This is a genomic window from uncultured Sutterella sp., assembly GCF_937923675.1.
In the GTDB taxonomy this organism is placed as follows: Bacteria; Pseudomonadota; Gammaproteobacteria; order Burkholderiales; family Burkholderiaceae_F; genus Sutterella.
Genome location: NZ_CALDXB010000081.1, coordinates 1 through 16,479, shown reverse-complemented (window position 1 = coordinate 16,479; position 16,479 = coordinate 1). Strand labels below are relative to the sequence as shown.

The 16,479-nt window shown below is 58.8% G+C and carries 11 protein-coding genes and 1 tRNA gene; all 12 read right to left on the bottom strand.

All coding sequences use genetic code 11. The features are described 5' to 3' along the window. Positions 1 to 98: 98 nt before the first annotated feature. The 12 genes from fusA to Q0106_RS08710 all read right to left on the bottom strand — a co-directional run bounded on the left by fusA (position 99) and on the right by Q0106_RS08710 (position 16,371). Positions 99 to 2,201, bottom strand: coding sequence for an elongation factor G (gene fusA, locus Q0106_RS08765; protein WP_297611694.1), 2,103 nt, complete (start codon positions 2,199 to 2,201; stop codon positions 99 to 101). 72 nt (positions 2,202 to 2,273) lie between these two features. Then, entirely contained in the window at positions 2,274 to 2,744 is a 471-nt protein-coding gene (rpsG, locus tag Q0106_RS08760) for a 30S ribosomal protein S7 (RefSeq protein WP_139688397.1), read from the bottom strand. A 163-nt stretch (positions 2,745 to 2,907) separates the two neighbouring features. Further along, on the bottom strand, positions 2,908 to 3,285 hold the full coding sequence (rpsL, locus tag Q0106_RS08755; protein WP_005434247.1) for a 30S ribosomal protein S12: 378 nt from the start codon (positions 3,283 to 3,285) through the stop codon (positions 2,908 to 2,910). A gap of 320 nt (positions 3,286 to 3,605) precedes the next feature. Next, positions 3,606 to 7,964, bottom strand: coding sequence for a DNA-directed RNA polymerase subunit beta' (gene rpoC / locus Q0106_RS08750; RefSeq protein ID WP_297611689.1), 4,359 nt, complete (start codon positions 7,962 to 7,964; stop codon positions 3,606 to 3,608). Positions 7,965 to 7,981: 17 nt separating this feature from the next. Beyond that, positions 7,982 to 12,145, bottom strand: a complete 4,164-nt coding sequence (rpoB, locus tag Q0106_RS08745; RefSeq protein ID WP_297611686.1) for a DNA-directed RNA polymerase subunit beta — start codon at positions 12,143 to 12,145, stop codon at positions 7,982 to 7,984. A gap of 290 nt (positions 12,146 to 12,435) precedes the next feature. After that, positions 12,436 to 12,816, bottom strand: a complete 381-nt coding sequence (gene rplL / locus Q0106_RS08740) for a 50S ribosomal protein L7/L12 (RefSeq protein ID WP_152158578.1) — start codon at positions 12,814 to 12,816, stop codon at positions 12,436 to 12,438. Between the two features lie 48 nt (positions 12,817 to 12,864). Beyond that, entirely contained in the window at positions 12,865 to 13,395 is a 531-nt protein-coding gene (gene rplJ, locus Q0106_RS08735; protein WP_297611683.1) for a 50S ribosomal protein L10, read from the bottom strand. Positions 13,396 to 13,887: 492 nt separating this feature from the next. Then, positions 13,888 to 14,583: a 50S ribosomal protein L1 gene (gene rplA, locus Q0106_RS08730; protein WP_139688392.1), complete on the bottom strand. Its 696-nt coding sequence runs from the start codon at positions 14,581 to 14,583 to the stop codon at positions 13,888 to 13,890. After that, positions 14,584 to 15,015 carry a 50S ribosomal protein L11 gene (gene rplK / locus Q0106_RS08725; protein WP_139688391.1) on the bottom strand — a complete coding sequence of 144 codons (432 nt, stop codon included), beginning with the start codon at positions 15,013 to 15,015 and terminating at the stop codon, positions 14,584 to 14,586. A 136-nt stretch (positions 15,016 to 15,151) separates the two neighbouring features. Beyond that, complete coding sequence (gene nusG, locus Q0106_RS08720; RefSeq protein WP_139688390.1) at positions 15,152 to 15,691, bottom strand: transcription termination/antitermination protein NusG; 540 nt, start codon at positions 15,689 to 15,691, stop codon at positions 15,152 to 15,154. Positions 15,692 to 15,715: 24 nt separating this feature from the next. Next, the gene (secE, locus tag Q0106_RS08715; protein ID WP_139688389.1) at positions 15,716 to 16,099 is read right to left on the bottom strand and encodes a preprotein translocase subunit SecE; all 384 of its coding nucleotides are present in this window, start codon (positions 16,097 to 16,099) and stop codon (positions 15,716 to 15,718) included. A 196-nt stretch (positions 16,100 to 16,295) separates the two neighbouring features. After that, positions 16,296 to 16,371, bottom strand: a tRNA-Trp gene (locus Q0106_RS08710). Positions 16,372 to 16,479 lie beyond the last annotated feature (108 nt).

The window sequence follows — 16,479 nt, the reverse complement described above, 5'->3', positions numbered from 1 at the left end:
CAATCGTGCCCACGTTCACATGCGGCTTCTTACGCTCAAATTTTTCCTTGGCCATATTCAATCCTTGAATGGTTGGGATTTAGGTTATCTGATTGATTTTACTTCGTCTTGTCGGCGATGACAGCTTCAGCGACAGCACGGGGAGCTTCAGCGTAGTGCTTGAACTCCATCGTGTAGGTCGCGCGGCCCTGCGTGAGCGAGCGAAGCTGGGTGGCGTAGCCGAACATTTCGGCAAGCGGAACCTCGGCCTTGATGCTCTTGGCACCGCCAGGCAGATCTTCCATGCCCTGGATGACGCCGCGACGGGACGAAAGGTCGCCCATCACATCGCCCATCTTTTCTTCCGGCGTTTCGACTTCAACGGCCATGATCGGCTCGAGGAGGACCGGGTCAGCCTGACGCATACCGTCCTTGAAGGCCATCGAGGCAGCGATCTTGAACGCGTTTTCGTTCGAGTCGACTTCGTGGTACGAACCGAAGTGGAGCGTGACCTTGACGTCAACAACCGGGAAGCCGGCGAGCACGCCAGCCTTCAGGGTATCTTCAACGCCCTTTTCAACGGCCGGGATGTATTCACGGGGAACCACACCGCCCTTAATGGCGTCGACGAATTCGAAGCCCTTGCCGGGTTCAAGCGGTTCAAGCTTCAGAACGACGTGACCGTACTGGCCGCGGCCGCCCGACTGCTTGGCAAACTTGCATTCGGCATTTTCAACGGTCTTGCGGATCGTTTCGCGATAGGCAACCTGAGGCTTGCCGACGGTCGCTTCAACGTTGAACTCGCGGCGCATACGGTCGACGAGAATTTCAAGGTGAAGTTCGCCCATGCCGGAGATGATGGTCTGGCCGGATTCTTCGTCAGTACGCACGCGGAAGGACGGGTCTTCCTGAGCAAGACGATTAAGGGCAAGCGCCATCTTTTCCTGGTCAGCCTTGGTCTTGGGCTCAACAGCCTGCGAGATCACGGGTTCCGGGAACTCCATGCGTTCGAGGATGATCGGAGCGTCAAGAGCGCAGAGCGTGTCGCCCGTCGTAACGGACTTCAGGCCAACCGCAGCAGCGATGTCGCCCGATTCGACCATCTTGATTTCCTTACGCTCATTGGCGTGCATCTGGAGCAGACGGCCGATGCGTTCCTTGTTGTCCTTGACGGAGTTGAGAACGGTGTCGCCGGAATTGAGGATGCCGGAATAAACGCGAAGGAACGTGAGCTGGCCGACGTACGGGTCAGTCATGATCTTGAAGGCAAGCGCGGAGAACGGAGCATCGTCGCTCGCTTCGCGGGTGACTTCCTTGTCGTTCAGGTCGAAGCCCGGAACCGGCGGAATGTCGGTCGGAGCCGGCAGGAACTGCACGACGGCGTCGAGCATCCGCTGCACGCCCTTGTTCTTGAAGGCGGTGCCGCAAAGCATCGGCTGGATTTCGCAGGCGATGGTGCGCTGACGAAGACCCTTGATGGTTTCCTCTTCGGTAAGGGTGCCTTCCTCGAGGTACTTGTTCATGAGCTCTTCGTTCGCTTCGGCAGCGGCTTCGATCATCTTCTCGCGCCATTCGTTGGCGGAGTCGACGAGCTCAGCGGGGATGTCTTCGTAGGTGAACTTCATGCCCTTCGAAGCTTCGTCCCAAATGATCGCCTTCATCTTGAGAAGGTCAACCACGCCGGCAAACGTGTCTTCAGCGCCGATCGGAATAACGATGGGCACGGGGTTCGCCTGGAGGCGCTTCTTCATCTGATCGTAGACCTTGAAGAAGTTGGCGCCGGTACGGTCCATCTTGTTGACGAACGCGAGACGGGGCACATGGTACTTGTTCGCCTGACGCCACACCGTTTCGGACTGCGGCTGAACGCCGCCCACGGCGCAGTACACCATGCAGGCGCCGTCAAGGACGCGCATCGAACGTTCCACTTCAACCGTGAAGTCGACGTGACCCGGGGTGTCGATGATGTTCAGGCGATACGGTTCCCACTGCATCTCCATGCCGCGCCAGAAGCAGGTCGTGGCAGCGGACGTGATGGTGATGCCGCGTTCCTGTTCCTGCTCCATCCAGTCCATCGTCGCAGCGCCGTCATGCACTTCGCCGATCTTGTGGTTGACGCCCGTATAGAACAGGATACGTTCAGTCGTGGTGGTCTTGCCCGCGTCAATGTGGGCAGAAATACCGATATTGCGATAGCGCGAAATCGGAGTCTGACGAGCCATTTAAGGTTCCTCTCAAAGTTCGCCGCACGAACTCCTTCAGATGGAGCGTCGTGCGGTGGATAAGCGATTCGATTAGAAGCGGAAATGCGAGAAGGCCTTGTTGGCTTCAGCCATACGATGGACTTCATCGCGCTTCTTCACGGCACCGCCGCGATTTTCGCTGGCGTCGAGCAGCTCGCCGGCGAGGCGCTGCGGCATCGACTTTTCAGAGCGGCTCTTGGCCGACTCGCGCAGCCAGCGCATCGCGAGAGCGAGGCGGCGGACCGGGCGGACTTCGACCGGGACCTGGTAGTTCGCGCCACCGACGCGGCGGGACTTAACCTCAACCAGCGGACGGACATTGTTGATGGCGTTGTTGAACACTTCCAGAGCGCTCTTGCCGGTCTTTTCTTCGATCTGCGCGAAGGCGCCGTAGACGATGCGTTCCGCAACCGCCTTCTTGCCATCGAGCATGATCACATTGATGAACTTGGTAACTTCAACGCTGCCGAACTTCGGATCCGGCAGAATTTCGCGCTTAGGTACTTCGCGACGACGGGGCATTTGAATTCCTCTTTCGATACTTCAGTCTTGTACGTTCTGCGTTCCCCAACCGGGGTGAGCCGTACATTTGGATTGATTTTGCGGACTAAGCGTCCGCGACTTACTCGGTCCGGGAAACCGTTTTCCCATGACCGTTCGCCTGCGGCAGATGCCGCGAAGCCTATTAGGCCGCCTTCGGGCGCTTCGCGCCGTACTTGGAGCGGGCCTGCTTGCGGTCCTTGACGCCCTGGGTATCCAGAGAGCCGCGCACGATGTGATAACGCACGCCAGGAAGGTCCTTCACACGGCCGCCGCGGATGAGCACAACAGAGTGCTCCTGCAGGTTGTGGCCTTCGCCGCCGATGTAGGAAATGACTTCAAAGCCGTTGGTGAGGCGCACCTTGGCAACCTTACGCAGAGCGGAGTTCGGCTTCTTCGGGGTCGTGGTGTACACACGAGTGCAAACGCCGCGCTTCTGCGGGCAGTTCTTAAGAGCCGGGCTCTTGCTCTTATCGTGCGTGAGCTCACGAGGCTTGCGAACAAGCTGGTTAATAGTAGGCATATCGTCCGTCTAAATTGTTAAGAGCGTCCCTATCAAAAAATAAAGAGACGCTGTTGTTTAACCGTCTTCAGTTTCCTATTCTCCCCGAACAGCTTACTCTTAGAGGGAATTCGCTGTATAAGTCGAGGGATTCAGGACCCTGAAGGCAGGTGATTGTCGTTCAGATTGCTCCAGAGTGTCAAGCCAAAGCGATGGAAAAACAAAAAAGAACGGTCCGGACTCCCTTCTCTCTCGAGAATGAGGAATCCGGACCGTTCTTTTTCCTCGCAATAAGCCGGCGGCTCTAAAGCTGTCGGCAGATTGCGAGTTGTGCGCTGAAATTAGGAGGCAGGCTGCTCGTCAGCTTCAGCGGGCTTCTTCGGAGCCTTCTCTTCTTCCACAACGGCTTCCTTGTGGTCGAAGGCTGCGAAAGGATTGACTGCGGGCTTTTCGGCCGCTTCAGACATTTCCTCTTCAACTTCCTGCTGAGCCGCTGCGGCTTCGCCTTCAGGGAGCGGTTCGTCGAAAGCCTGAGTTTCACGCTCGAGACGTTCCGCCAGTTCCTGCGCCTTGTGCGCCTGGTGATAGGCAAGACCCGTACCGGCAGGAATCAGACGGCCGACAATCACGTTTTCCTTCAGGCCGCGCAGATCGTCGCGCTTGCCCATGATGGCGGCTTCGGTAAGCACGCGGGTCGTTTCCTGGAAGGAGGCAGCAGAAATGAAGCTGTCCGTCGACAGAGACGCCTTCGTAATACCGAGGAGCACGTTGTCATAGGTGGCGGGACGCTTGCCGAGCGCAGTGACGCGATCGTTTTCGTCGAGCATTTCGGAGCGCTCAACCTGTTCGCCCTGAATGAAGTGCGTGTCGCCCGGATCAGCAATCTGGACGCGGCGCAGCATCTGACGAACGATCACTTCAATGTGCTTGTCGTTGATCTTCACGCCCTGCAGACGATAAACGTCCTGCACTTCGTCGACGATGTAGCGAGCAAGCTCTTCGATGCCGAGGAGGCGAAGGATGTCGTGCGGATCAACCGGTCCGTCGACGATTTCCTCACCCTTCTGAACGACCTGACCGTCGTGGACGAGAACCGTCTTGTCCTTGCTGATCAGCGTTTCATGCGCATTGCCTTCCTGATCGGTAATGATGAGGCGCTGCTTGCCCTTCGTTTCCTTGCCGAAAGTGACCGTACCGGTAACTTCTGCAAGCATGCCGGCATCCTTCGGGCTGCGGGCTTCGAAGAGTTCCGCGACTCGCGGCAGACCGCCCGTAATATCACGGGTCTTCTGCGATTCCGTCGGAATGCGGGCGAGCACCTCGCCCATGCCGATGTCCTGACCGTCGCGGACGACCACGAAGGCGCCCACCGGCAGCTGAATCGTCACGGCGTGGTCGGTACCCGGAATCTTCACCTCGGAGCCGTCCTCATTGAGGAGGTGAACCAAGGGGCGAAGAATGCCCGCAGCACTCGCCTTGCCGCCCTTGCCAGCCGTCTTCTTCGGGTCGATGACGACGAGGCTCGAAAGGCCCGTCACTTCGTCGACCTGATTCATCACGGTGACGTTTTCAATCACGTTTTCGAACTTAACGCGACCGGCGTACTCCGTGATAATCGGACGAGTCATCGGATCCCAGGTTGCGAGCTGCTGGCCGGCCTTGATCGTCTGATCAGCCTTCACGAGGAGCGTCGAACCGTAAGGAACCTTATGGCGTTCACGTTCACGGCCGTGGTCGACAACCACGATCTCGCCCGAACGGGAAATCACCACCAGCTCGCCCTTCGAGGACTTCACGAAGCGCATGGCAGGGCTGAAGGTCACCGTACCGGCGGACTTCGCCTCAACGCTCGAAGCAACGGCAGCACGCGAAGCCGCGCCGCCGATGTGGAACGTACGCATCGTGAGCTGCGTGCCCGGTTCGCCAATCGACTGAGCAGCGATGACGCCCACGGACTCACCGGCGTTGACCAGCGTGCCGCGGCCGAGGTCGCGGCCGTAGCACTTGGCGCAGAGGCCGTAGCGCGTGTCGCAGGTGAGCGGCGTGCGGACCTTCACCATGTCGATGCCGAGTTCGTCGAGCTTGTCGCAGGCGCGTTCGTCGAGCAGCGTGCCGGCAGCAAGCACAACCTCGTGCGTGTCCGGATTAATGACGTCAGTCGCCGTCACGCGGCCGAGAACTCGGTCGCGCAGAGCCTGAATAACTTCACCGCCTTCAACGAGGGCGCGCATCTCAACGCCGCGGGTCGTGTGGCAGTCGTCTTCCACCACCACGAGATCCTGCGTAACGTCGACGAGACGACGCGTGAGGTAGCCGGAGTTCGCGGTCTTCAGAGCCGTATCCGCGAGGCCCTTGCGGGCGCCGTGGGTCGAAATGAAGTACTGCAGAACGTTAAGGCCTTCACGGAAGTTCGCCGTAATCGGCGTTTCAATGATGGAGCCGTCAGGCTTGGCCATCAGGCCGCGCATGCCGGCGAGCTGACGAATCTGCGCTGCGGAACCGCGGGCGCCCGAGTCAGCCATCATGTAGACGCTGTTGAAGGATTCCTGAGAAACCTTGTGGCCGTGACGATCGATCGTGGGCTCGGACGAGAGCTCCTGCATCATCACCTTGCCCACCTGGTCCGACGTGCGGCCCCAGATGTCGACCACCTTGTTGTAGCGTTCGCCCTGAGTGACGAGACCCGAGGTGTACTGCGCCTCGATTTCCTTCACTTCCTGTTCGGCGGCTCGCACAAGGCCTTCCTTCTGAGCGGGGACCTTCATGTCGCCCACGCAGATCGAAATGCCGGCGCGCGTCGAGAGGCGATAGCCGTTGTCCTTGAGCTTGTCGGCAAAGATCACCGTCGCGCGCAGGCCGCAGAGGCGGAAGCAGCGGTTGATGAGCTTGGCGATTTCCTTCTTTTTGAGGGTGATGTTGAGCTCCTTGAAGCTCATGCCTTCAGGAAGGATTTCCGAGAGAAGCGCACGGCCGACGGACGTCTCGTAGCGGACGATCTTCGGCGTCTTTTCACCGGTTTCGCGATTAAGTTCGTATTCCTTAATGCGGACGGTGCATCGCGTCTGCAGTTCGACGACGCCGTTGTCCCAGGCGCGCTGAACTTCAGCGACGTCCGAGAAGAACATGCCTTCGCCCTTGCCGTTGATCTTTTCGCGGGTCGCGTAGTAAAGACCAAGCACCATGTCCTGAGACGGCACGATCGAAGGATCGCCGTTAGCCGGGAAGAGGACATTGTTGGAGCTCATCATCAGTCCGCGGGCCTCGAGCTGAGCTTCAAGGGAGAGCGGAACGTGAATAGCCATCTGGTCGCCGTCGAAGTCGGCGTTGAAGGCCGCGCAGACGAGCGGATGGAGCTGCATCGCCTTGCCTTCGATCAGCTTCGGCTCAAAGGCCTGAATGCCGAGTCGGTGCAGCGTAGGCGCACGGTTCAGCATGACCGGGTGCTCGAAGATCACTTCCTCGAGGATGTCCCAGACCACGGCTTCCTGGTTCTCGACCATCTTCTTTGCAGCCTTCGGCGTGGGCGCGAGACCACGCAGAACGAGCTTATTGAAGATGAAGGGCTTGAAGAGCTCGAGCGCCATCAGCTTAGGCACGCCGCACTGGTGCAGGCGCAGTTCCGGACCCACCGTAATCACGGAGCGGCCGGAATAGTCGACGCGCTTACCGAGCAGGTTCTGACGGAAGCGGCCGGACTTGCCCTTGATCATGTCTGCGAGCGACTTGAGCGGGCGCTTGTTGGCGCCGGTCATCGCCTTGCCGCGGCGGCCGTTGTCGAGGAGCGAGTCCACGGCTTCCTGGAGCATGCGCTTTTCGTTGCGCACGATGATGTCCGGAGCCTTGATTTCAAGGAGACGCTTCAGGCGGTTGTTGCGGTTGATGACGCGGCGATAGAGATCATTCAGATCCGAAGTCGCAAAGCGGCCGCCGTCAAGCGCGACGAGCGGACGGAGATCCGGCGGGAGTACCGGCAGGACCGTCATGATCATCCATTCGGGCTTGATGCCGGAACGCTGGAAGCCCTCAAGGACCTTGAGTCGCTTGGCGAACTTCTTGATCTTCGCTTCCGAAGCCGTATTGGCGAGCTCGTCGCGAAGGCGGGCAACTTCTGCATCGATATCGATCGTGCGCAGGAGTTCGCCAATCGCTTCAGCGCCCATCATGGCCTTGAAGTCGTCGCCGAATTCAGCCGTCTTCTGGATGAACTCCTCTTCGTTGAGGAGCTGGCCGCGCTCGAGCGTCGAAAGGCCCGGATCAACAACGATATAGGCTTCGAAGTAGAGCACGCGCTCGATGTCGCGAAGCGGAATATCGAGCACCATGCCCATACGCGACGGCAGGCTCTTGAGGAACCAGATGTGCGCCACAGGGCTCGCGAGATCAATGTGGCCCATGCGTTCACGGCGCACCTTGGCGAGCGTCACCTCGACGCCGCACTTTTCGCAGATGACGCCGCGGTTCTTAAGGCGCTTGTACTTGCCGCAAAGGCATTCGTAGTCCTTCACCGGCCCGAAGATCTTCGCGCAGAAAAGACCATCGCGCTCAGGCTTCTGAGTGCGGTAGTTGATCGTCTCCGGCTTTTTGACTTCGCCGTAGGACCAGGAGTGGATCTTTTCAGGGCTGGCAAGACCGATGCGGATGGCATCGAAATGCTCGTCCTTGTGGACCTGGTTGAAAATGTCATTAAGCGCAGAATTCATTTCGCTTAAATCCTCTCTTAGTTCTTGACGAGGTCGATGTCGATGCCGAGCGACCGGATTTCCTTCACGAGCACGTTGAAGGATTCGGGCATGCCCGCTTCAATCTTGTGCTCGCCCTTGACGATGTTTTCATAGACCTTCGTGCGGCCGTTGACATCGTCGGACTTGACGGTAAGCATTTCCTGCAGCACGTAAGCCGCACCGTAGGCTTCCAGCGCCCAGACTTCCATTTCGCCGAAGCGCTGGCCGCCGAACTGCGCCTTGCCGCCCAGAGGCTGCTGCGTGACGAGAGAGTACGGGCCGGTGGAGCGCGCGTGCATCTTGTCGTCGACGAGGTGGTGCAGCTTGAGGTAGTGCATGTAGCCCACAGTCACAGGACGCTCGAACGCATCACCCGTACGACCGTCATAGAGGGTCGCCTGGGTCTTCGAGGGCGTGAGCTGCAGACGAGCGGCTTCCTCATCCGGGAAGGCAAGGTCAAGCATCATGCGGATCTGCTCTTCCGTAGCGCCGTCAAAGACCGGCGTGGCGAACGGAACGCCGTTCTGCAGGTTGCGGGCCATGCGCATGAGTTCCTCATCCGTAAGGCTGTCGAGATCCTCATGCTTGCCGGTACGGTTGTAGACCTCATTAAGGAACGCACGGATCTGACGGACCTGCTCGGTCTTGAGCATCTGTTCGATGCGCCAGCCGATGCCCTTGGCGGCCCAGCCGAGGTGAACTTCAAGCACCTGACCGATGTTCATGCGGGACGGCACGCCGAGCGGATTCAGAACGATGTCGGCGGGACGGCCATCGGCCATGTACGGCATATCTTCAACCGGGCAGATCTTGGAGACCACGCCCTTGTTGCCGTGACGGCCGGCCATCTTGTCGCCGGGCTGCAGACGACGGCGTTCGGCGATGTACACCTTCACCATCTTGAGCACGCCCGGGGGCAGTTCGTCGCCGCGCGTGAGCTTGTCGTTCTTGATGTCGTACTTGCGGGAATTATCTTCGCGCGTGTGCTCAATCGCCTGTTTCGTGAGGTCGATGTAGTGCTGGGCGGCCTCCTCTTCCATGCGCAGGTCGAAGAGATCGTAGCCCTGCATGGTGGCGAGGAATTCGGGCGTCAGCACGCAGTCGGCGGGAAGACCCTCGAGCTTCATCGTGCTCACGACCTTGTGGCCGGCGAGCTGACGACGCAGACGGTCGAAGGAGTCGCGTTCAACAATGCGCAGCTGGTCGTCAAGGTCGCGGCGATAACGCTTGAGCGCCTCGGCAATGATGCTTTCAGCACGCTTGTCGCGCTTCACGCCGTCGCGGGTGAAGACCTGCACATCGATAACCGTGCCGGTCATGCCGGACGGAACGCGCAGAGACGTATCCTTCACATCCGAAGCCTTCTCGCCGAAGATCACGCGCAGGAGCTTTTCTTCCGGCGTGAGCTGGGTTTCGCCCTTCGGCGTCACCTTGCCGACGAGCACGTCGCCGGCCTTGACTTCGGCGCCGATGAAGACGATGCCGGAATCATCAAGACGGGAGAGCTGGTTTTCCGAGAGGTTCGAAATATCGCGGGTGATTTCCTCAGGCCCGAGCTTCGTATCGCGAGAAACAACCGAAAGCTCCTCGATGTGGATCGAGGTGTAGCGGTCGTCGGCAACCACGCGCTCGCTGATGAGCACCGAGTCTTCGTAGTTGTAGCCGTTCCACGGCATGAACGCGATCAGCATGTTCTGGCCGAGGGCGAGTTCGCCCGTATCGGTCGAAGCGCCGTCAGCGAGCACGTCGCCAACAGCCACGCGATCGCCCTTCACAACGATCGGACGCTGGTTGATGTTGGTCGACTGGTTGGAGCGGGTGAACTTCTGCAGGTTGTAGATGTCCACGCCCGTTTCACCGGCAACCGATTCCTCGTCGTTCACGCGGATGACCACGCGGTTGGCGTCGACATAGTCGACAACGCCGCCGCGGCGAGCCTGAACGGCCGTCTTCGAATCAACAGCCACCGTGCGTTCGATGCCCGTACCGACGACAGGCTTCTCAGGACGCAGGCAGGGCACGCCCTGACGCTGCATGTTCGCGCCCATCAGAGCTCGGTTCGCGTCATCGTGTTCAAGGAACGGAATCAGCGCGGCAGCGCAGGAAACAATCTGCGCCGGCGCAACGTCCATGTACTGAATGCGTTCAGGCGAGGCAAGGATCGTTTCGCCGTTGTCGCGGGCAGAAACGAGTTCCTGCGTGAGGCGGCCGTTGTCGTCCATCTCGGCGTTGGCCTGAGCAATGATGTACTTGCCTTCCTCAATCGCGGACAGGTAGTGAATTTCCTTCGTCGCAACGCCGTCGACGACCTTGCGGTACGGCGTTTCAAGGAAGCCGTACTCGTTGAGGCGCGCATACAGGGCGAGCGAATTGATCAGACCGATGTTCGGACCTTCAGGCGTTTCAATCGGGCAGACGCGGCCGTAGTGGGTCGAGTGCACGTCGCGCACTTCAAAGCCGGCGCGTTCGCGCGTGAGGCCGCCCGGGCCGAGAGCGGAAATACGGCGCTTATGCGTGATTTCCGAGAGCGGATTCGTCTGGTCCATGAACTGCGAGAGCTGGCTCGAGCCGAAGAACTCGCGGATCGCGGCCGAAATAGGCTTCGAATTAATGAGATCCTGCGGCGTGAGACCATCGCTTTCGGCCTGATTGAGGCGTTCCTTGACGGCGCGTTCAACGCGGACGAGACCAGCGCGGAACTGATTCTCGGCGAGTTCGCCGACGCAGCGGACGCGGCGGTTGCCGAGGTGGTCGATGTCGTCGACGCCGTTCACCGGGCAAATACGCTTTTCACCCTTTTCGTCAACGAGCTCAACATCGTCCTGGCCATTGCGCAGGGCAACGAGAAGCGCCATCGTGTCAACGATGTCTTCCTTCGTGAGCGTGCGGGCGCCTTCGGCCGAGGGACGGCCGAAACGAGCATTGACCTTCATACGGCCGACGCGCGACAGATCGTACGCATCAGCATCAAAGAAGAGTCGATCGAAAAGCGTCTCGACAGCTTCTTCCGTGGGCGGTTCGCCCGGACGCATCATGCGGTAGATGGCAACGCGGGCGGAGAACTGGTCCGGCGTGTCGTCAAGACGCAGCGTATTGGAAATATAAGCGCCGTGATCGAGCTCATTCGTAAAGAGCGTTTCGATCTTGCGCACGCGGGAGGCGCGCAGGTGCTCGAGCGTCGCTTCCGTGATTTCCTCGTTGGCCTGGGCAATGACTTCACCCGTCTGCGCGTCGACAATGTTCTTGGCAAGAACGCGCCCGAGGAGATAGTCGTCAGGAACGGCGATCGTCGTCACGCCGGCCTTCGAAATATCGCGAAGGTGCTTGGCAGTAATGCGCTTGTCATGCGGAACAATGACCTTGCCCTCGCCGTCCGTGATGTCGAACGACATCGTCTGTCCCTTGAGTCGTTCAGGAACGACGGGGAGCTTCGCTCCGCTCTTAAGAAGCTGGAAGCTGTCGAAGGCGAAAAAGCGCGCGAGGATGTCCTCGACCGAATAGCCGATGGCCTTCAGGAGGATCGTGCCGGGCATCTTGCGGCGGCGGTCGACGCGGAAATAAAGAATATCCTTGGCGTCGAACTCGAAGTCAAGCCACGAACCGCGGTAGGGAATAACGCGAGCGGAGAAAAGGAGCTTGCCCGACGAATGGGTCTTGCCCTTGTCATGCTCGAAGAAGATGCCGGGAGAACGGTGCAGCTGGGAAACGATGACGCGTTCCGTGCCGTTCACAATGAACGAACCTTTTTCCGTCATCAGGGGGATTTCGCCCATATAGACGTCGTTCTCACGGATTTCCTTGATCGTTTCCGGCTGAGCGGCTTCGCGATCATAGATTTCAAGACGGATCTTGGCGCGAAGACGCGAGCAGTAGGTGAGGCCGCGCAGCTGGCATTCAGCCACGTCGAACTCAGGTTCGGCGAGGTTGTAGCCAGCGAATCTCAGACGGGCGTAACCATTGTTGCTCGTGATCGGGAAGATCGAAGTGAAGGCGGCCTGAAGGCCGAGATTGCTGCTGCGCGCAGCGGGCTTCACGTTGGCCTGCAGGAAGTCTTCGTACGAACGAAGCTGAATATCAAGCAGGGAAGGCACTTCAAGGACGCTCGGGCGAGAGGCGAAGCTCTTGCGGATGCGCTTCTTTTCAGTGAACGAGTACGACATGTAGACTCCGTTCGACATTAGGAATGAACCGGGAGAAGTCGGCTCTTGATGAGATAAAAAAGGGGAAGACGCCGAAAAGCCGCTCGGCACTTCAGACTTTCAGGAGTCTGAGTCCGCGCGGCGCGCAATAACAGATTGTCTGCTGGAAAGACGATTCATCAAGGTAAAGACTTTGATCTGATTTTCTCATGGATCACAGAAGAAAAACAGATCAAAGCCTCCTTGCGGAGGCTTTGAGTTGCGGCGGACGCCCGGAGGCATCCGCACGCACTGACGTATCCAAGTAAATATTACTTGAGAACGACCTTAGCGCCAGCCTCTTCGAGCTTCTTGGCAGCGGCTTCGGCGTCAGCCTTCGGGAGGCCTTCCTTAACAGCCTTCGGAGCGCCTTCGACGAGGTCCTTGGCTTCCTTGAGGCCGAGGCCCGTGAGTTCGCGGACGGCCTTAATGCAGGCGATCTTGTTCGAGCCGGCGGCTTCGAGAACGACGTCGAATTCGGTCTTTTCTTCAGCGGCGGCGCCACCAGCGGCAGCACCCGGGGCAGCCACGGCGACGGCAGCGGCAGCGGCGGAAACACCGAACTTCTCTTCCATCATCTTGATGAGTTCAGAGATTTCGAGGACGGTCTTGGACGCGATTGCGTCAAGGATTTCTTCATTGGTAAGGGCCATTTTTAGCTCCGTATTACGTAGTGTTTAAATTTTGAAAGGTGATTGGGATCAGGCAGCGGCCTGTTCCTTGGCATCGCGCACAGCGGCCACGGTGCGCACGAAGCGCGCCGGAACCTCGTTGATGGTGCGGACGAACTTCGCGATCGGCTCGTTCATCGTCGCCATCAACTTGGCAAGGAGTTCGTCGCGGCTCGGCATCGAGGCGAGCTGCTTGACGGCTTCCACGTCCATGACGTAGTTGGCCATCGCACCGCCCTTAACGACGAGCTTTTCGTTGTCCTTGGCGAAGTTGACGAGAACCTTGGCAGCAGCGACCGGATCGGCGGAGAAGCCGTAGACGAGCGGACCAGTGAACTGGTCGGCAAGTCCGGCAAACCCCGTGCCTTCCACGGCGCGGCGAACCAGAGTGTTCTTGACAACACGCAGCGTCACGCCATTCTTGCGCGCTTCAGCGCGCAGCTTCGTGACGGCCTGTACGGTCAGCCCACGGTATTCGGCGATGACCATCGCGGACGAATTCGAAACAACTTCCGAAATCTCCGCAATGACTGCCGCCTTGTCTTCACGATTAAGACCCATGGTCTGGCTCCACTCAGAGACGTCAGCCTTGCGGCCGACGCCGGTTGCGATTAACCGGCAACCTTCTGAGAGCTTGACTTCTGTCGGAAGTGATGCATCCCTTCGCGGGACAATCACTTTGCAAACACGACGCAATGTCTCTCTTCGGTGCCGTCTGCGCTGGACCTCTTGTCGGCAACCACATTTTCCAGCGGAAGAAGCTTGAAAAGCGGCTCAAGAGAATTAAAAGCGGGACTTCTTCGGACATTTGTTCTTCCATGTCCGGAGCAATCAGCGCTCTCCAGCGGTCTTTGACAGCAGTTCAGCCTTCCTTTGCCTTTCGGCCAGGTTCGGGCTGAACCACCCAAAGCCCTTGAGGCTTCACAGCCTCAGCGGAAATCATTTGATTCCCGGGCATCCCCGCTGACGGGGTTCGCTTAGGCGGCGTCAGATTCCAATGGAACCTGCACCGCCCCAGCGCACTACAGGAGTGCCGCTCCTGGGAAAGTTGTATTACGCGTTGATGGTGCCGGCATCAATGCGAAGGCCCGGGCCCATCGTCGAAGAGACAGAGATCTTGCAGAGATACTGACCCTTGGAGGAGGCGGGCTTGAGCTTCACGAGCTGGTCGACGAGAGCGGCGAGGTTCGTGCGCAGACGTTCGGCTTCGAAAGAAGCGCGGCCGATCGGCGCATGAATGATGCCGGCCTTGTCGGCGCGGAACTGGACCTGACCAGCCTTGGCGTTCTTAACAGCCTGAGCAACGTTCGGCGTGACCGTGCCGACCTTGGGGTTCGGCATCAGGCCGCGCGGGCCGAGGATCTGGCCGAGCTGGCCGACAACGCGCATGGCATCCGGCGAAGCGATCACGACGTCGAAGTCGAGTTCACCAGCCTTAACCTTGGCGGCGAGGTCGTCAAAACCGACGATGTCAGCACCGGCAGCGCGGGCTTCATCGGCCTTGGCGCCCTGCGTGAAGACGGCGACGCGGACAGTCTTGCCCGTGCCTTCCGGCATCACAACAGCGCCGCGGACGGCCTGGTCGGACTTGCGGGGATCGATGCCGAGCTGAATGGCAACGTCCACGGATTCGTCAAACTTGGCGGTCGCATTGGAGCGAACGATGTTGAAGGCATCAAGAGCGGGATAAGCCTTGCCGGCTTCGATCTTGCCCTGGAACGCCTGCTGACGCTTCGTAAGCTTAGCCATTTAGAGACCCTCCACAATGATGCCCATCGAACGAGCGGAACCAGCGATCGTACGAACAGCGGCATCCAGATCAGCAGCCGTAAGATCCGGCTCCTTGGTCTTGGCGATCTCTTCGGCCTGAGCGCGCGTGATCTTGCCCACCTTGTCCGTGTGCGGACGCGAAGAACCCTTCTGAATCTTGGCCGCCTTCTTGATGAGGATGGTGGCCGGGGGGGTCTTCATGATGAACGTGAAGCTCTTATCAGCGTACGCGGTGATCACGACAGGGATCGGAAGACCAGCTTCCATGCCCTGCGTCTTCGCGTTGAACGCCTTGCAGAACTCCATGATGTTCAGGCCGCGCTGACCGAGAGCCGGGCCGATTGGGGGCGAGGGGTTAGCCTTGCCGGCAGGAACCTGCAGCTTAATAAAGCCGACGATTTTCTTTGCCATTTGGCGTAAATTCCTATTGGGTTCAAACGCCCTGCTTAATCCCTTCAGATCAGCGGGCTCCCCAGTTGGTTAAACGAGAGAAGCGCGACTATACACCTCAGTTTTTCGAGGTGCAACCGCATTCCCCAAAATATTTTTAGATTTTTTCAACTTCGTTGAAAGCGAGATCAACCGGCGTGTCGCGACCAAAGATCGAAACGAACACATTGAGGCGGCTCTTGTCGTAATCGACAACTTCCACGCGGCCGGTGAAGTCCTTAAAGGCGCCCGACTTGACGCGCACCATTTCACCCACCTCGAACTCAATCTTCGGACGGGGCTTCTCGGCGCTCGTTTCCGCAGCATTCAGAATGTTGCTCACTTCAGCCGGCGAGAGCATGACGGGATTATTGTTTCCCAGGAACTCGATCACGCGCGGCGTGCTGTTGACGAGATGCCACGTGGCATCGTTCATCTCCATCTGAATGAAGACGTAGCCCGGGTACATGCGGCGTTCGCTCGTCATCTTGCGGCCGTTGCGGACTTCGTGAACCTTTTCGATCGGAAGCAGCACTTCGCCGAAGCTGTCGCGAAGAGGACCGCTCTGAGCAATGCGCTCCTCCAGAGCATTCTTCACGCTCTTTTCCATAGAGGAGTAAACATGGAGCGTGTACCAGTGCATGTTGTCATTAGCCATGGCTCATCCCTTCCAAACTGTCGATTAGAGCGAGAGACGAAGGAGGACGTCGTAAAGCCCCCATTCGATGATCATGTCGCAGAAGAAAAGAAAGAAGGCGATGATGACCACAAAAGCCATCACCAGGCCCGTCGTATTGAGCGTTTCCTTGCGGGTCGGCCAAACGACGCGGCGCAGCTCTTCATAGGATTGCTGACCGTATGCAAGGAAGCGCTTGCCGGAGGGCGAAAGCCAGGCAATGATCAGCGCGAGGACCAGTCCGCCGCAAAGAGCGCCTAAACGCACCGCCAGAGCCTGCTCGGAGAGGAGCGCAAAGGCAACTACCCCGCCGAGAGCGCAAAGCGCAGCCAGCGTCACAAGGACGAGATCGCTCTTGCTCGAGGCGGTTTCAACTTCTTGAGTGCTCATGAATTGAATCCAGATCTCCCGCACCTGCGCATTGGACTCCCTTGAGTCCATGATTAATGCCTTCTGGCGGGACTTGACGAAAAATAGCAGATGATTTTACCGGCATTTCATCTTCGATGCATTGACGAAGACCGGTTTTTCTTCCGCGCAAGAGAAAAGCCAAGCTGGATTACCCAACTTGGCTTTTCTTGTTTTTTGGCAGGGGCAGAAGGAATCGAACCCTCAACCTACGGTTTTGGAGACCGTCGCTCTGCCGATTGAGCTATACCCCTGTCGTTCCCTCAGGTCAGGCAGCGAAGCCTGACCTGGAGGAGATGATCATTACTCGATGATCTGGGCAACGACGCCGGCGCCGACCGTGTGGCCGCCTTCGCGAATAG